The sequence below is a fragment of the Acetobacter sp. AC2005 genome, from assembly GCF_037901235.1.
Taxonomy (GTDB): Bacteria; Pseudomonadota; Alphaproteobacteria; order Acetobacterales; family Acetobacteraceae; genus Acetobacter; species Acetobacter oryzoeni.
In genome coordinates, this window is record NZ_CP149625.1 from 2,410,066 (window position 1) to 2,427,742 (window position 17,677).

Here is a 17,677-nt window from a genome sequence, read left to right on the forward strand (position 1 = left end):
TCTGTGAATAGGGTAGGGGCAGAAAAGACTCTAAGATATATATTCCGATATATCTTTACATACGATATATCGGAATATATATCGGAATCATGAAGCACAGACATAAACACGCAGGCGGTCGTAACCGCCAGGTTTTCTCCCCTGAAGGAACAACTGGTTCTGGAGGGAAACATCGCCACCAACATGGTCGGGGTGGAGGCCGGCGCGGTGGCCGTGGCAGGCTTTTTGATTATGGCGAAATTCGCCTGCTGGTTCTGAAGATGATTTCAGAAAAACCGACTTATGGTTATGAACTTATCAAGGATATCGAAGAAAAATTTGCGGGAAGCTATACCCCAAGCCCCGGCGTTATTTATCCTACCCTCACATGGTTGGAAGAAGCAGGGTATATCCGCCCATCTGAAGGGGAAAGCCGTAAAAACTACCAGATAACGCCAGAAGGTGATGCGTTTCTATCTGCCAATAAGGTCGGGTTGGAGGAAATCCTCTCTCGTGCAGCGACGGCGGAACCTGAAGGAAGGGGAGGGCGTAAGAATATTCCCATGCCTGTGATGCGCGGCATGGAAAACCTGAAAACGGCCTTACGTCTTCGGTTACGTAACGGAGGACTTGATCTGGCTGCAGAAGAAAAAATTGCAGCATTATTAGATGAGGCTGCACGGGGTATTGGGCAGGTTTAAAGGCGTAAGCTGCAACCATAGTAAGAGGAAAGATGATCATGGATGACAAAATTCAGGTAGTTCTCACCCTCTATCATGAACGTATGCAGCAAGAACGCAGCCAGCCGCGTGTGGAAGCACCCGGCGGGCGTGATGGACGCGGAAATCTCACAGAAGGGTTGTACATCGGGTTAGATTATGAAAAAGTCTATTTTGTGTAAAAGAAATTTTCGTAAGCTATAAGAAAACCCGATGCAGACAGAGTGTAGCGCAGGCGCGTATGAATTTCCAGCCTCCTGTGGACGGCGTGTTGTGGCCCGTTTTGACGGGGGTCGCATGAGTTCGGATGGGGGCGTCATTCTGGTGAAGCAGGCTGATGACATTCTGGGTCTCAGCCGCCGCTTTGCTGCCTGTTTTCGCGATAAGCGGCATCCCGGCTTTGTGGAATACCGGGTTGAAGACCTTGTCCGTCAGCGGATCATGGGCCTGGCACTGGGCTATGAAGATCTCAATGATCACGATGCCCTGCGGCATGACCTGATCTTTGGTCTGGCCTCGGGCCGTCTGTCAGGAGGCCGGGCAAACTGCGCAGCACTGGCAGGAAAATCCACGCTGAACCGGCTGGAGCGCAGTGGCCACAAGGCAGATCGTTACTGCCGCATCATTGCTGATCATGAGGCCCTGGCTACCCTGTTCGTGACGCTCTTCATGGACCAGCATGAGCGCGCACCCGCCCGGATCGTTCTGGATGTGGATGCCACCGATGACCGTATCCATGGCCATCAGGAAGGCCGGGCCTTTCATGGGTATTACGGCCATAACTGCTATCTGCCGTTATACATCTTCTGCGGAGACCATCTCCTGAGCGCCACCCTGCGCACGGCAGACCGGGACCCGGGGAAGGAAGCACTGGCAGACATCAGCCGGATCGTGGAGCAGATTAGGAACCGCTGGCCCCGGGTGCGTATCCTGGTGCGTGGGGACAGCGGTTTCGCCCGGGACAGTCTGATGACATGGTGCGAAGACAACCACGTTGACTTCCTGTTCGGGCTTGCAGGCAACACCCGCCTGTATGACCGGATTGCCTCTTTGTCCGCTGAGGTTCGTGACGAAGCCGCCACGACAGGCAGAGCTGCGCGCGGTTTCGCCTCCTTTGACTGGATCACAAAGGACAGCTGGACGCGCCGCAGGCGGGTCGTGGCCAAGGCCGAATGGCGCCACGGCAACCGCTATCATCGCTTTATTGTCACCACGCTACCGCAGGGAATGTCCGACCCCCGCCATCTCTACGAACAGATTTACTGCGCACGCGGGGATATGGAAAACCGCATCAAGGAATGCCAGATGGATCTGTTCTCAGACAGGACCTCGTCCCACACCATCCGGGCCAACCAGCTCCGGCTGTGGTTCTCGGCCGCAGCCTATGTCCTGCTGACCGCTCTGCAAAGACTGGCCCTTGGCCAGACCAGCCTGGAGACGGCGACCTGTGGCACCATACGCGCACGACTGCTCAAAATCGCGACACGTGTAACGCTCAGCGTCCGTCGGATTGTCCTGTTCATGCCGGACATGTTCCCCTGTCAGCACGAATTCGCCCTCGCTCATGCACGATTGCGAAGGCTCCGGCAGGCCATCTGAAGAAACAGACAGTGCACAGACCACATAGCTTCCACCAACACTGCCTTCTCAGGCCGTGACACCCTCACTGCGTTCAGAACCCGCCGCCAGAAGCAGAATATCGTCAATATTCCAGATCGGGCTCCTGTGGGATGACTGAATTCTACAAAATGACCCGAAATTGCCTCAAGTGTGAGATGGGGTGGTTGCCGTCCTCCCCGCACGGCATCGCAATGTGCCAGAATGGTCGTTGAAAGAAACGACTGCGCGAAAGGACGGCAGATGAAGGATACAGTGATAGGCGTTGATCTGGCAAAGAACATTTTCCAGGTTCATGGAGCTTCGCGTGCGGGCGAGGTGATGTTTCGCAAAAAGCTGCGTCGTCAGCAGTTTATGCAGTTCATGGCCACGCAGCCGCCTGCTCTGGTCGTTCTTGAAGCGTGCGGGAGCGCGCATTACTGGGCTCGCGAACTGGCAGGAGCTGGTCACGAGGTCAGACTGATCGCTCCGCAGTATGTGAAGCCTTTCGTGAAGCGCCAGAAGAACGATGCTGCTGATGCGGAAGCGATCGTCATTGCGGCCCGTCAGCCGGAAATGCGCTTTGTCGAACCACGCACTGAAGCGCAGCAGGCGCGTGGCGTTCTTTTCCGGGCCCGGCAGCGTCTGGTGCACCAGCGCACGGAACTGGTGAATGCCCTGCGTGCCGTTCTGTATGAATTCGGTCTCGTCGTGCCACAGGGGATTGCGCATATCAGACACATTGAAGCCATGCTGGATGAGGCGGTTCTGCCAGAGGCTGTGAAGCAGGAATGCCTTGATCTGCTGCGACAGATTTCGGAGCAGAGTGTGCGGATTGATGTCAGAACAAAGAAGATCAGGATGCTTGCCCAGGAAAGTGAAAACACCTGCAGATTGCAGAGCATGCCTGGAGTGGGTCCTCTGACCGCTCTTGCGATTGAAGCTTTTGCGCCTGACCTGCAGAGCTTCCGGCGCGGGCGCGACTTTGCTGCGTGGCTGGGGCTGGTGCCCCGTCAGTTCTCATCTGGCGGAAAGGAAAGGCTGGGGAAGATATCAAAAGCCGGGCAGGCTGATATCCGCAGGCTTCTCATCATGGGCGCCATGACCCAGGTGAACTGGGCCAGCCGTAAGGCCCCTGCACCGGGAAGCTGGCTGGCACGGATGCTGGCCCGCAAGCCCCGTATGCTGGTAGCCATTGCGCTGGCCAACAGGATGGCACGAGCCATCTGGGCCATGGCAACAAAACAGGAGGATTATCGGGATCCGGCCCTGTCCGTGGCAGCCTGAGCGATGGCTCGGCTTCCGCGGATGGAACCGGTAGGGGTGTGAGAGGGCGATGACCTGAATGGGCGCATGATCGTTTGATCCGGATCGGAAAAACCAGTGGATTTCTCTGTGCTTTAAAGCACGCCTGTGAGATTTGGATCTGATCCGCTGATCACCATACCGGCCAGTGGCTTCTGAAAGGCCACATCAACAGGCCTTACAGAAGACCGCACACGATCACACGTCAATATGGGTCAGAAAACTCTTGCATAACGGACGGTAACCACAGAAGAAATCCGCGTGGAGGGCATGACCAGCGCATGCGCTCCATCGGCCCGGAAACAGGGCAATTGCTGAATATTCTAGCCAAGAGCCTGAAAAGCCCAACTATTCTGGAGCTCGGCACATCCTTTGGGTATTCTGGCATCTGGCTTGCTGAAGCTGCGCGTGCTGCGGGCGGCAAGCTGATTACGATGGAACTGCATGAGTATAAATCTGCTTATGCCCAACAAATGGCGCAGCAGGCAGGTTTGGCGGATTGGATAGATTTCCGCGTAGGTGATGCTGTGCAGATGATTGATGATCTGAGCGGAAAAGTAGATTTTGTTTTTGTTGATCTTTGGAAAGATCTTTATGTACCCTGCCTAAAGGCGTTTTATCCACGCCTTAACCCCGGCGCAATTATTGTGGCGGATAATATGATCCGACCCGGCACAGAAGATGTAAAACGCTATGGGCAGGCCATACGCGCATTACCCGGCATTTCGAGTGTTTTGTTGCCAGTTGGGACGGGTATAGAGGTAAGCCGTTTTGAAGCGGAGTAAAGCTCCGGGTAACAGGTTTTACATCATGGGCTGCTCATAATACCTGTTACCCAACTTATGATCTATTTTTGATAGTTACAGGACCTTTACGTGCAGTCATCTTCTGCGGCGGAAACCTCATCTGCCTATTCTCCCACTACGCGCATTCTTGTGTTTATCGGTCTTATCATGACCATGATTATGGGGGCGCTTGATCAGAGCATTGTTTCAACAGCTCTGCCAACCATTGTAAGTGATCTCGGTGGCTTGGCCCATATGTCGTGGGTGGTTACAGCGTTTATGTTAACCTCCACCATTGCAACGCCTATGTATGGCAAACTGTCTGATATGTTTGGCAGGCGGCCATTGCTGGCGTTTAGTATTGGGGCTTTTCTGTTTGCATCGCTTCTGTGCGGGATCGCGCAGAATATGTGGCAGCTTATTTTGTTCAGGGGCTTGCAAGGTGTTGGGGCAGGTGGGCTGATGACCCTGTCACAAACCGTTATTGGCGATATGGTAACGCCCCAGCAACGTGGCCGTTACCAAGGGCTTTTTACCGGTGCTTTTGCTGTAAGCAGTGTTACAGGGCCATTTTTAGGTGGTGTGCTTACAAGCGCGCTTTCATGGCGCTGGGTGTTTCTTGTAAATCTGCCCATTGGGCTGCTGGCTTTTGCGTTAATTATGTTCAGCCTGCCTGCGGGGCGGTCTGAAGCCAAACCTCAGATTGATTATCTGGGCGCTGGGTTGCTGAGTATTGCAACAGCAGGCTTTCTGCTTCTGTTCAATTCTGTAGGTACATCTCTGGCTTGGACATCTCCGTTAACCTTCCTGCTATTTGGCTTGAGCCTTGCTGTTTTTTATCTTTTTATTCGGCAAGAAAAGCAGGCCCCAGAACCGCTTATAAATCTTGGGTTATTGCGCATTGCCAATTTTTCCGTGTGCGTTGCCGCAACGGGTATTATGTCCTTCGCCATGATGGGATCACTGGTTTTTCTGCCTTTATACTACCAGCTGGTTCTGGGGCAGACACCGGCAACCTCTGGCCTGATGATGCTGCCGCAAGTTGGCACTATGCTTGTTAGCTCCATATTGGGGGGGATAGTTTCCTCCAAAACGCAGCGTTACGAGCTTTTGCTTGCGATAGAGGCGTGGGTATTGAGTTTTCAGCGCTCAGCCTGATTGCGTATTGTGCACATCATGGCGCACCGCCTCTGTTCTTTCTTATCAGCCTTGGCTGTTTGGGGGTAGGCATGGGTATTGGTATGCCTAACGCCACCGTTATTATCCAAAACTCGGTGCCAAGTAATGCGTTGGGTATTGCTACGGCTATGATGTCCTTTATCCGTTCATTGGGCGGATCTTTGGGGGTAGCGCTATCTGGAGGGGTTATGGCGCTTACGCTGCAACATCAGTTGCAAGCCATGGCAGATAAGATTGATATTTCTGCGTTTCTGGAAAAAGGTATGGTGGCTCTTCAGGCTCTTTCTCCAGCAATGCATGTGCAAGTGACTGAAGCATATAAAGGAGCCATTAGCGCCAGCCTCAGCGTAAGCAGCAGCTTTATGTTCTTGGCTTTTTTAATGGTTGTTGGGCTGATGATACGCAAAGTAAGATCAAGCTAGAAAGCATTATCAGCGCATAAAAAAGGCCCGGTACATGCCGGGCCTTTTTTATGCTTATTTGCTCTGACTATCAGGGGCAACACAGGTAAAGCTGCTGGCGTCATCCATATTGCCATGCCCATCATACCGGGCAACTTTGGGCCAAGCGCAGAGGGGGCGCGTGCGCACAACCTGGCCATTGCTCACGCGGGATGCCACAATTGTTTCAGGGGCCTGCTTGTTGCTCACCCAGTTATCAATGGCACCAAGCTTGCTGAATGTGTCACACCCTGCGCCACCGTAACAATGGCCCATACCGGGAATGGTAATCAGCCTAACGTCGTTCTGATATTCTGGTCCGGCATTGTGTTGGAGAGCCTGATAATAACCAGCCAACTGTTCAGGGTTATGGCCATCATTCCAGCCAATATACATCAGCAATCGGCCACCATGCTGGAAGAACGGGGTGAGATTGTCATCAACATGCAAAAGGGGGCCAACTTTGTGTGTGGCTTCCTCTATATCGGTATCCCATTTCAGGGTTGTCCAATCCCAATTTGGGTTCTGGAAAGCTGCATATTTGAAAAGATCCAACGCAACAGGAAAGGCTTTGCCATCGGCAGAAAAGCCATCCTCGCTTCCTTTCGCGGGACCAGGAAAAATCACCTCATGCGTTTGCGGGTTTACCGGCCCCTGATAGATGTTTTTGGCAGCCTGAACTTCATTTGCCGTCAGGCAGGATGAGGTATCATCCCCTTTGCACAAAAGCTGATCTGGGGTGAATGTGCATTTATCTGGCTCATCCAAAAAGCCTTGTTTTTTGCCAACAGGTGAAGCGCAGGCGTTCATGACCGCGGTGTTTAACAGACGAAACTTATCGCGTGATACACGCAAGGCCGGATTGTGATAGCTCATCCAGCCCGCCCAGAGTTGCTCGGCATTAAAGTTCACAATCGGGTTGGGGGGCGCACCAGCAACAATACCATCGTAATCTTGCGGGTATCTCTTTGCTTCAATCAGTCCTTCAAGGCCACCAAGTGAGCAGCCTATCCAGTAAGCATGGCTGGCAGGTTTTTTGTAAAATGCTTCAATGAGCGCTTTGGCCGTGGTGGTCATTAAATGATCAGCGCGGTAAGCGTAATCAATCAGTTTTTCTGGGTGGCCAAGTGTAAAGCGGCCGCCTTGGCCTTCCGGGGTGGAGCTATCATGCCCGGTATCGGTGCTGGTTACGGCATAACCTTCTCCCACACCTGTTGCCATGCCGTAATACATGAGAGAGCCGGCCCAGCCAAAATTGCCAACGCCCAACAATTTACCATTCCAGCCTTTAAGGGGTAGCCAGACTTCTGTGCGGATATGTGAATCAGCAGAGGGGTGCAGGGTCATGGCCACACGGCAGAAAGCCGGGTTAGGGGCCTGTGTAGGGTGGCCCGCCACATTCATGCCCGGAGCAGACATAATGCGGCTGAGTTGATTTTGCGGTGGCTGCCACTTACCGGCTTGCACAATTTCCACAGTGGTAAATGTTGTATCTGGCAGAGCTTGATGCGCGAGTTCTGCGCAGCTTGTGGCATGGACTATGTGCGGAAACATGAGCGTTGCCAAGGTAGCTCCCGCGACACACAGGGAAAAACGGCGGGGGAATACCGTCAACAGTGCTGAAAGTGGGTGCGGATAAGGCATGAGAAAACCTGCAGAAAAGGTGACACAATAATAGGGTACCATGCGCCAGACAGCTTTTAAGCGGCACTCGCGTGGCGATTGATAACATTCTGGACGGGAATAGAGGAAAAAGGAAACCCTCTTGAGCCAAAAGTAAGGTCCATGCAGTGTTGATGATAAAAGAGAATGATATCTGACCCAAAGGGTAAAGCAGAAAACGTATGCGAAAAATTTTTGGTATAGTTGGTGGATTATTAAGTGTGGTGCCTGCAGTAGCACAAACTTCTGCGCCACAGGTGTCACCCACTTTGGTGCGTGCGGATGAAACAGCAACGGCCCAGCAGACCCATGCTGTGGTTATTGCTGCGCAGTCTTTTCTGTCCACTCTAGATGCACAGAAACGTGCCGCTGTAGAGTTGCCTTTTACCATACAGAAGTTTGCAACACTTGCGCGTTTTCGGCGGAGTGCTCCAGATCAGCATGTGCAGCCCGTAACAGATGCGCAAGCACATCAACCAACAGTGCGGGGGCTGGGTATGGGGCCGCCTGGTGGTTTTGTTGGTGAACGTTATGGTGCATCAGTATGGTCTAACTTTCCGGTTAGTGATGTGCTGCGCCCCGGTTTGCAAATGGGGCAGTTCACAGTTGCTCAGCAGGTAGCCGCATTGCATGTATTGCAGACGGTTCTAAGCCCTAAAGGTTACCAGAAGGTTCTGGATATCATGGGGGCTGATCAGGCATTGGCCGATAGCGGAACGCCTTTTGCTTCAGGCAAGGCAGTTTACACCATAGCTATTTTTGGTGCCCCATCAGAAACAAAGCCGTGGATGATCCAGTTTGGGGGGCATCACCTTGGTTTGAATATTGTTATTGATGGTGAGCATGGGGCAATGACACCTACCTTAACAGGTGCGCAGCCCGCTGTTTATACAGCCAATGGCAAAGTGGTACGTGTTCTGGCTGGGGAGAATGACCGTGCTTTTACGCTGCTGGATGCGCTGGATGCAAAGCAACGTCAGCAAGCCATTTTACCCTACAAAGTAGAAGATCTGGTGCAGGGGCCGGGCCATGATGGTGAAACCATTGTTCCCGAAGGTATAAAAGGCTCTGCTCTTACAGCCGTTCAGAAAGAACTGCTTATGGCAGTGATTGGAGAATGGGCGGGTATTATAAATGATACCTATGCGGCACCTCGGCTAAAGGAGATTAGGGAAGGCCTGAACGATACATGGTTTGCCTGGAGCGGCCCAACAACACATGCGCTAGGTCGCAATGGGTCATCCTATTATCGTATTCAGGGGCCACGTCTGCTAATTGAGTTTTCACCGCAAGGGGTGGGGGATGACCCAACCATGCATGTGCACACGGTGTATCGTGACCCCACCAATAATTACGGCAGCCGGTATACTGCGCAGTGAAACCAAAATTATCCTTCTTGCTTATGCTGGCAGGGCTCACAGCTTTTGTGGTTCCGGCATGGGCGCATCGTCTGGATGAATATTTGCAGGCCACAGTTATTGATGTTTCGAGGCAAGAAATAGATGTTGTTTTGCGTCTTACGCCAGGAGTGGATGTAGCATCTCAAGTTCTGCGCCAAATTGATGCGAATGGAGATGGCAAACTTTCTGCTCATGAACAGCAGCAGTATGCTCACCATACCGTAAGCCAGGTGTCTTTAATGCTGGATCATACGTATCTTTCCCTCAAATTGAGAGACTATGTATTTCCGAGTGTTGAAGAACTACGTGCAGGAAGTGGCACGATAAACTTGCATCTTGGGGTGCAGGCTATTCTTGAGCCCGGGAAACATCAGTTGAGATATAATAATCAGGGAGCAGGACCAGATACTGTTTATTTGGTAAATGTGCTGCTTCCGCATGATGCAGCCGTTCATATACAGAGCCAAAAACGATCATTCAATCAGGCTGTTTATGATATGGACTTTAGTGTTGATCAGTAGGTGCTCTTTATAGAAAGGGATATCCTGCGTTTTTAAGCGCATAGCGTAAAATATCAGCAGGATATCCCAAGTGTTATAATACTATATTAAAAGTCTACGCTTGCTCCACCCATAACCATAAAAGGTGCCGCAATAGAAAAGGTGCTGCTTCCGCCTTTAATGCTGGTGCCATACATACCGGTAGTGGCCAGAGCATTTGCGGCGGTGCCATTTACGTAGCCCAGATAATGTCTGTCTGTAATGTTACGCAGGTTCAGCTTGAGAGTTGGAGCCTTGAAAACCCCCATATCTGGAAAGCGATAGCCTACATTGATGTTCATGGTCAGATAGCCGGGAATGTGCTGATCATTCACAAAAGTTGAATACTGTTTGGCAACGTATTTCAGGCTGTATCCACCAAATAGATGTCCATCATCGTAATCAAGGTTAAGGGCAAATTGATATTTGGGTGTCTGGGGCGCAAATTTGCCTTTACTAAAAACAAAATCTCCACCGCTGCCAGCTGCAACGTTACTATCTGTACGTGCATTTATGTATTCGGCTGAGAAATACGGGCGGATGTGGTACAGAATAGGCCGTGTGCCAATTTCAAAATCAACACCATCGGCATGAGAATTCCCGCCATTAAAGCTGCGGCTATAATAGTTGCCGTTCGGCATAACAACAGTTTGCTGATAAAGGCGGTTGGTGAAGTTGTAATGGAAATAAGAAACAGAGCTCATGATTGTTGGGCCCTGATACCGCCATCCGAATTCTTCCGAAATTGAGATTTCCGGCTTCATGTTTGCATTGGCGCGCGTAGAATACCCCACACTAGGCGTAAAAGTTCCTGAATCATACAGGGATGTATTCATCGGAATACGAAAGTTTGTGGTGGAAGATGCAAAAAGCTGGTTTTCATCATTAATTTTGTAGCGAATAGAAGCGGCAGGCAAAGGCTGCTGCCAGGAACCGTTTATGTATGGGCCAGTGGATGTATCGGGCAGAAAGTTATGGCCTTGGCGGTTTACTACGGCATATTTCAGGCCGGCTTCCAAGTTAAGGCGGTTATTAAGTAGGGAAAGGCTATCTACAATAAACATGGTGTGGATGCGCGTTTGTGTTAGCGTATCACGATACTGAGCAGTTACACCATTGGAAAGAATAAGGTTTTGCCCACCACCTAGCAGATCGTCCGGTTTGCCTGTCTCATTATCAACCAAGCTAAATGGACCGGTCTGAAGCTGCTTTGAATACTCAAACCAATACCCAACAGTTAGCCGGTTAATGCCTGTGTGCAAGGTCAGCTTGGTTACAGACCCCGGGCGGTAAGTTTGGGTGTTGGACGGATTATATAACAGCAGAGATTTGGTGTTGGAGGCATTATATGGGCCAATAGAACCCGTAAGCGTTTCATTCCCATATTGCTGAGAAGTCAGGCTTTCACTGTAAGCACCACCACCATTGCCATTACCGTACCAAAAATAAGGTGTTTCCGTTAAGGTGAGGTTGTCTGTAAGCGTAAAGGTAGAAGGTGCGCTGGCATAAATGTTGGTGAATGGATTACGGTGTAGTTGGTAATAGTTTTTGCTGGGGTTTTTAGGGTCCCATTTTGATTCATAGGCGTTATGGATACCTTTTTGCTGCCATGTATCCATATACGTGGTGGGAAACAAAACGCCGGTAGACTGGTTGCCAACCAGAGAGAAAGACACGATATTGCCTTGTCCCCATTCACTCATCCATTTTGTTTCACCGTGCATTTTGTTCTGCCCGCCTGGCCCACGCCAGGAATGTTCAGTTGCATCGGAAAATGAGACAAAGCCTTTTACATTTGTATTGCCAACGTATCCTGTGTCCAGCCGTCCGAAAATACGGCGTGCATTATAGTTGCCGTAAGAACCAACAATCTGGCCGCCCAGTTTATCCTTGGGGTTGCGCAGATACATGTTAACAGCGCCGCCCGTTGCATTAAGGTGAGGGCTATCCAGATCTGCAGAGCCCTGTTCTACATTAATCGTTCTTAAATTTTCTGGATCAACAATTTCTTGCGGATAAACGGCATAGTTGCCGATATCGTTAATAGGAAAGCCTTCAAGTTCAAAACCAATCTGGTTTTCTGTCAGGCCTCGCATACTCATATGCCCACCCGAAAGCCCCATTGGGTCTGTGGATGTGGTGTTTACGCCGGGCAGAGATTCAATAAGCTGCATGGGGTTTAGGCCGGCAGCCTGCTTTGCAATATATTCCGCTGTAACAGTAGAGCGAGATTTAGGGGCATCTTCCTTAATCATAAGGCCGCCACCTACAGCACGATGGCGCCCACCATGTACTTCTAGTTTTTCTGCGGCCTGATCTGTTGGAGCTGTCGCGCCCATCATGGAAGGCAGTGTAACAGTAGCTTTTTTTGGCGCCGCTTTTGCGTGCTGAGATGCCTTTACTGTAGAGGTTTCTGCCTTGGCTGTAGGAATATTTGCTTCCCATGCATAGGGAATGGCAATTCCGACAAGCGTCGTGCATACGAGAGACTTTCGGAAGCAGGAAGGCATAGAAAGACCTTTTAGTGAATTGAAGACCAGTTGTTGAGAACAGGTCCGTTTCTAAATGGTATTGTTGTGGTTTTGGTGTGAAGGTTTTGTTATTTGTATTTTCAATATGTAATATAATATAAATATTTATATGTAATTATTTTGTAACATTATGCGTGATTGAAATTGTTCTTGCGCTTTGAAGCCCCATAAAAATTTAGGGCGTTTGCATGGCTGAATATGCAAACGCCCTAAGATATAAATCTCTATAGAAGAATGAACTATAACTTACTGTATCAGCCCCATTGCTGGGTCTGTAATGCTATGGTGCCCATTATCAACGTGCCCGGCAAAAACATAAGAAAACTCAGGTTCCTTAGGTGTTGTCAGCGTTAAATCATACCACATGCTGGAGTGTGCAAGAGATATCTCCTGCTTAATGCTGCCGTGAGCAGGCACGTGCAGAACATGCAAAGATGGATGTTCTGGCACATTGCAGTGAATTTCCAATGGCTCGTGACCCATATTTTTTAGGCAGAGAAGAATGCTTTCCTTGCCGGACGGCATATATTTACATTCAGCTAAAAGCTTTATGCCGTTCTTACGCCCGGTGAATTTGCGGTAGAAACCATTGGGAGCATGCACGGATACATTATAAATATTATTATCAGATAAACCACTATCAACATTAACAGCCATATTATCTCCGGCAGCTACAGCGTAAGTGCTGGAGCGCATGCCACCTTCTTGCTGTATGTTATGGCTATAAACATTAAAAGGTGCACCAGATGAAAGATGTTTGTGTACTTTGGTGCCCGCTTGCAAATGTAAGGTTATGGTTTGTCCATCTGCGTCTAGGCCACCATCACAATACAGTTCGTACGGTAGGGCACAGGCAGGGCGTGTTCCTGGTTCCTGTTTTACATATTGCTGTATCTGCCTAGGATTATTTTTGATCTGCGTAATTTCTGTTTCTTCAAGAGATTTAAAGCCACTGGGCATAGGCCGGTAGCGTGCATCTTCAATAACTTCCAGATGCTTGTCTCTTTCAATAAACGGAAGCTGCGGGGCTGTGCCATCATAGGGGCGGAAGCAGGATGTCAGATCCCCACTAATGGCACGGCGCCATGGAGAAATATTTGTTTCGGTAATCTTTTTACCAAACTTACCTTCAATAAATTTCTCAAGAAACTGAAGAGTAGAGCTGTGTTCGAACAGTTGAGAATTAACCCATCCGCCACGGCTCCATGGAGAGGCAATAACCATGGGAACCCGAAAGCCCAGACCAATAGGGCCGCTACGGGCCAATGCAGATGGCACGCCCATAACTTCTTCATCTTTGGCGTAAGTGTATTCCAGACCATCAGGCCCAATGCTGGTGGAAGATTTGCCAGTTTCCGGGCGTTTAGGGTCTGGTGCGGTGAAGGAGCAGCAATGGTCAAAGTAGCCGTCATTTTCATCATAAGTCATAATGAAAATGGTTTTTTTCCAGACTTCTGGGTTTTCTGTCAGAATATCCATAACTTCTGATACAAACCATGCACCATACCAAGGTGAAGCTGGGTGATCAGAGAAATGTTCCGGCGCGGCTAACCACGAAACGGTGGGGAGTTGGCCATCTTTCACATCCTTACGGAATTGGTAAAGGATATCTCCTTTGGGGGCATCCATATGGCGCGTATTGGGGCCATCAGAAAATGTTAGCGTTTCAAGTGTTCTATAATTTTTGTCTGCTTTGTTGGTTACAAAAGCGCGCTCAAACAGGCTGCGTTCTGCCGGAGTAAGTTGTTCCACTGTTCTTGTAGCGGCATCACGCCGGCGTTTAAGAACCGCTAGCAAAGCATTGGCTTCAGCTAATTGTTCCTCACGTTTTTCCGAAACAAGCCTCTCTTCTGTCTGAAGTTTTTCAATATGTTTTGAACAGGCTTTTATGCGTTCATCTACCCATTCATGAAATCTGGGGTTTGCTGAAGTATTATATTTTTCAAAGCATTCTAAGATATTCAAGGCAAAGTTAGAAAGCCAAGCGCGCTCTTTTTCATCTAAGCCGCCAACCTGGTCTGTTTCATTTTGATAGACTTTCCATGAAACACCAATTTGCTCCAACCGTTCGGGAAAGGTTGTCCATGTTAGGCCAGATTTCAGAATTTCTGGGTTACGCATGTAAACTGTAGAATCTGTGCTTTGTTTATCACGCACTGTACCGGTCCAGAACACCAGTCGGTTCGGGCAGGTGCTTGTCATCACACCGCAGTAATTTTGATCACAAACAGTAAAAGCATCTGCCAATGCGTAGTAAAACGGCAGGTCTTCTCGTGTATAATATCCCATGGTCATAGGATAATGTTCGTATTTCTTGTAATGAGATTTTTTAACGTCCACCCACCGGTCATGATGTCCGTTGTTCCACGCATCAACCTGGCTTTCACGCGAGTGGGGGATGGAGCCCATCCATGTAATGCGTGTATCGTGGATGTTCAGGCGCCAAGGCACATAGGTTTGCCCTTCAGTGCTGGATTGCACAAATACCGGGTTGCCGTTGGGCTGCCGCATGGCTCGTGGGTCGTTAAATCCACGCACGCCCTGTAATGTACCATATAAATGATCGAACGACCGGTTTTCCTGCATCAGAATGACAATATGTTCTGCATCCTGATATGTCGTTCCCGGATCGGGGGAAATGGCAAATGCCCGGCTGATGGCGGAAGGCAACATACCCGCAGAACCAGCAGCCCCGGAAAGGAACGCATATTTCAGAAAATTACGACGTGTCGTCATGTCTCGATCCTGTCAGATACGTAAAACGTCTAATGAGAGGGAATGGTATTTTCGTAATGGTCCCAGTGCGTCGCTATTTCTTTTACAACAACACTTCCAGCCTGGTACGCAGCATCCAGAGCAGGTAGAAAACCGGAAAAACCAGATTCTTCAGTTTCAGCCTTAAGCAAATTTGCTGCCGTTTGCCCCGGTGGGGGCATGTCAAAATTGCTACCAGCACGCAAAACCAGAATACGGTTCATATCAACACGGCCAGCGCGTGCTTGCAGGGAAAGAGCCTGCAGCATGCCAATTTCTTCTTCTGCCGTTGTTGCAAAAACACCTTGGTTCTCGGTCCAATATTTTACCCAGCGTTCTGCCCACGCATTCATCCGCTTGCCAACCCAGAAGGTTTCAGATGCCAAGGTGTCTCCCACCATGACCTGTGGAGGCATTTGCGCGTGTGGGTATCCTTTGTATTGGCGACGGTTGGCTTGCAGGGCAGGCGTATCCGTTAAGGGCAGTGAGTGCGTAAGTTGGTATGCCCATGCAACCAAATTGGGGTTAAGCGTATAAACCATATCACCCCACTGGGAATGTAAAGCGGGGAGGGGATGAATGTTGGGGCCAGCACCTTGAATGGGCACCAGTTCATCTTGCCAGTCTTTGGGCATTTCACGGGCATCAATCATATGGGCCAGGCCGCCATTCACGGCGTATCGCGCCCATACGGCAGATCCGGCGGAGCCAAAATTGGGGTTTATGCCGCCAATACCGGCCAGAATAAAATAGGCTTTGCGTAGGTCAAATCTTGGATCAAGCACAAGGCCGGTCATGGCAGAGGCCATATGTTCCGGGCCTTCTCCTGCAACCACACCCAGAACCTGAAGATTTGGATTATAGCGCATAACGCCATGATCTGTCGCGGGGGCAGAAATTTCCTGATTAAGGGGTAGTTTTTCTACCCAATTCTGAAATTCGCCCGGAGTATCGCCAGTATCTTGGCCGAGTTCAAAAGTGGTGACAACAACCACCCTAACCGGAATTTTCTGTTCCTCTGCTTTTGCAGGTAAAATCGTCCCCATAAAAGAAGCGAGGAGAGAAAACGTAATTCCGGCAGAAATTAAGGAGCGGATGCCATTTTTGTTAGGAAAAGAGTTTTGCATTTTCAAAGTGCAGCCTTTGTTGGGATGGAACTTGCTGTTCCTTTTATAGTATCCCAAGTTGGCAGCAGAAAATGCGTAGGGCAGTTATCTTGTTCCCACGGGCTGCTTGTAAAGGATGAGGCGTGAGGGAACTCACCAAGTTTTTCAGGCTTAAGCGTAAACCATAGTTGCGCTAAAACCATGCGCCCTGTTGAATCTTTGTTGCATTGAAACTGCAAGCCTTTTTCTGGCAAAGGCCCTGTATCGGTTTGTATAAGTGTTTGCAGTTCGGATTTGGAAATAACCTGTCCAGCTTTAGCCGTTATCTGGGTAGATGCTGGTAAAGCTGCAAATCTGTCGCGCAATGTGGCGGCTACAGTAAAAAATTGTTCGGCGTTCATGCCAAAGCAACTCGCATGTTTGATGTATTCATGCGCGACCAGATCAGACGGAAGATGCGCGACAATGCTGGAAAGTCGTGTAGATAGGCCAGAACTTAAGGCTGGCACCGTGGGCGTAGGGTCCGCATCCGCATAGATGCTACACCCTTTCTTCCACCAGATTGTCACATCCTGATGGTTTTTGATCAGATCCGATGGGCGAGAGGCCCACAAACCATGCAAACCGATAAGCGGCGTTTGAGGCTGATCTGATTTGCATGTGTTTTGGCCGTGCAGAAGGCAAAATCCCGGCTGCCACGTAAGCGCCAGCGTATAATGCTTGAAATCTCCATGGCGCGGGGCCTGAATAGTGAGATGATCTGGTGCTTCAGAAGTGATTGGCAAGGAATGCTGTGCGCAACCTGCCAGTGCCAAAAGCAGCAGGAAAGGCAACGCAGGTAAGCGGCAACTCATGAATATCCAGATCCCGAAAACAGAAAATATAGATTATTAAAAAACGTCTTGCGCTGCTTGCTGTTCTACAGCGCACGCTTTTGCGTCTGGTTCTGTTTTTGCGTTACGCAAAGCAAGGAGTTCCTGACGAACTTTTGCCATTTGCTGCGTAAATGCGGGTTGTTCCTGAAGAGCTGCAAACATGGCACTTCCGTTCATGTAGCCAGCTTGTACGTCGCTTTTCCAATGTACGCCGCAGACAATACGGCTTTCACCAAATATACGGCCACGCTGCATGATCTGTGTTGCACGATCTGGCAGAGCGCTGGCAAGAATGGATGCCGTGAGCCATCCCCACGTTGTATGGCCAGAGGGATAGGCATAGCTGTTATCAAGCCCATCTGAATGTGCTGTGCAGATGTCTTTATTTGTTCCAACAAACGGCCTGCGCCGTTTCCAGAAGTCTTTTTCGTTTGAAACATCTTGCTCTACAGGTTGTGCGAGCGAGGTAAGAAGATTGACCATTGCGGGAAGTTTGGCCGGATCCAGCTCAAACCCGGCGGCGCATGAAAAATCTTTGATGACGTGGGATGGGTTAAGGTTGGCGTCATTCTGGGCCAATTTCCAGCGCGCTTTATCTTTCAACCCTCGTGTTTTTTCAAAAGCCCGCAAATCTGCCTGTTGCGCGGGTTCTTCAGCCTGTGGTGGTGGGGGCAAAAATGCGCGCCCATCAGGTAGGGTAAACTGTTGTGCCTGTGCGGTGTATCCAAAAAGGCTGCTCGCTAAGGAAAGGCTTGCGGCATAAAAAAAGGCGTTACGAAAACGCATAGTAACTTATTCCCACATCAA

Annotated in this window: 11 protein-coding genes and 3 pseudogenes; 8 read left to right on the plus strand and 6 right to left on the minus strand. The window is 49.9% G+C overall.

The window, feature by feature from the left end; all coding sequences use genetic code 11:
* The first annotated feature begins 89 nt into the window (after positions 1–89).
* The 6 genes and pseudogenes from QQM41_RS11465 (at position 90) to QQM41_RS11490 (ending at position 5,985) form a co-directional block, all read left to right on the plus strand.
* Positions 90–680 (plus strand): PadR family transcriptional regulator, encoded by a 591-nt coding sequence (locus QQM41_RS11465; RefSeq protein WP_339077188.1) that lies wholly within the window; start codon positions 90–92, stop codon positions 678–680.
* A 32-nt stretch (positions 681–712) separates the two neighbouring features.
* Positions 713–817 (plus strand): annotated as a pseudogene (locus QQM41_RS11470) (methyltransferase); the annotation flags it as partial.
* 94 nt (positions 818–911) lie between these two features.
* A complete protein-coding gene (locus tag QQM41_RS11475) occupies positions 912–2,297 on the plus strand; it encodes an IS1380-like element IS1380A family transposase (protein WP_012812583.1) in 1,386 nt (461 codons plus the stop codon).
* A 261-nt stretch (positions 2,298–2,558) separates the two neighbouring features.
* The gene (locus QQM41_RS11480; RefSeq protein ID WP_041247965.1) at positions 2,559–3,581 is read left to right on the plus strand and encodes an IS110 family transposase; all 1,023 of its coding nucleotides are present in this window, start codon (positions 2,559–2,561) and stop codon (positions 3,579–3,581) included.
* A gap of 281 nt (positions 3,582–3,862) precedes the next feature.
* Positions 3,863–4,384: pseudogene (locus tag QQM41_RS11485) on the plus strand (O-methyltransferase); the annotation flags it as partial.
* A gap of 90 nt (positions 4,385–4,474) precedes the next feature.
* Positions 4,475–5,985: pseudogene (locus QQM41_RS11490) on the plus strand (MDR family MFS transporter).
* Between the two features lie 54 nt (positions 5,986–6,039).
* On the opposite strand, the gene QQM41_RS11495 reads toward QQM41_RS11490, so the two are convergent.
* Positions 6,040–7,689, minus strand: a complete 1,650-nt coding sequence (locus QQM41_RS11495; RefSeq protein WP_339077189.1) for a tannase/feruloyl esterase family alpha/beta hydrolase — start codon at positions 7,687–7,689, stop codon at positions 6,040–6,042.
* Positions 7,690–7,847: 158 nt separating this feature from the next.
* On the opposite strand from QQM41_RS11495, the gene QQM41_RS11500 reads away from it, so the two are divergent.
* Both QQM41_RS11500 and QQM41_RS11505 read left to right on the plus strand, forming a co-directional pair.
* Entirely contained in the window at positions 7,848–9,044 is a 1,197-nt protein-coding gene (locus QQM41_RS11500) for a DUF3500 domain-containing protein (protein WP_339077190.1), read from the plus strand.
* A gap of 23 nt (positions 9,045–9,067) precedes the next feature.
* Positions 9,068–9,586, plus strand: coding sequence for a hypothetical protein (locus tag QQM41_RS11505; protein WP_339078116.1), 519 nt, complete (start codon positions 9,068–9,070; stop codon positions 9,584–9,586).
* 86 nt (positions 9,587–9,672) lie between these two features.
* Here QQM41_RS11505 and QQM41_RS11510 read toward each other — a convergent pair whose 3' ends face one another.
* The 5 genes from QQM41_RS11510 to QQM41_RS11530 all read right to left on the minus strand — a co-directional run bounded on the left by QQM41_RS11510 (position 9,673) and on the right by QQM41_RS11530 (position 17,656).
* The gene (locus QQM41_RS11510; protein WP_339077191.1) at positions 9,673–12,114 is read right to left on the minus strand and encodes a TonB-dependent receptor; all 2,442 of its coding nucleotides are present in this window, start codon (positions 12,112–12,114) and stop codon (positions 9,673–9,675) included.
* Positions 12,115–12,381: 267 nt separating this feature from the next.
* Positions 12,382–14,871, minus strand: a complete 2,490-nt coding sequence (locus tag QQM41_RS11515) for a phosphocholine-specific phospholipase C (RefSeq protein WP_339077192.1) — start codon at positions 14,869–14,871, stop codon at positions 12,382–12,384.
* Positions 14,872–14,900: 29 nt separating this feature from the next.
* Positions 14,901–16,016 (minus strand): purine nucleoside permease, encoded by a 1,116-nt coding sequence (locus tag QQM41_RS11520; protein WP_339077193.1) that lies wholly within the window; start codon positions 16,014–16,016, stop codon positions 14,901–14,903.
* A 2-nt stretch (positions 16,017–16,018) separates the two neighbouring features.
* Positions 16,019–16,849: a ribonuclease T2 family protein gene (locus QQM41_RS11525; RefSeq protein WP_339077194.1), complete on the minus strand. Its 831-nt coding sequence runs from the start codon at positions 16,847–16,849 to the stop codon at positions 16,019–16,021.
* Positions 16,850–16,885: 36 nt separating this feature from the next.
* Positions 16,886–17,656, minus strand: a complete 771-nt coding sequence (locus tag QQM41_RS11530) for a phosphatase PAP2 family protein (RefSeq protein ID WP_128105476.1) — start codon at positions 17,654–17,656, stop codon at positions 16,886–16,888.
* Positions 17,657–17,677 lie beyond the last annotated feature (21 nt).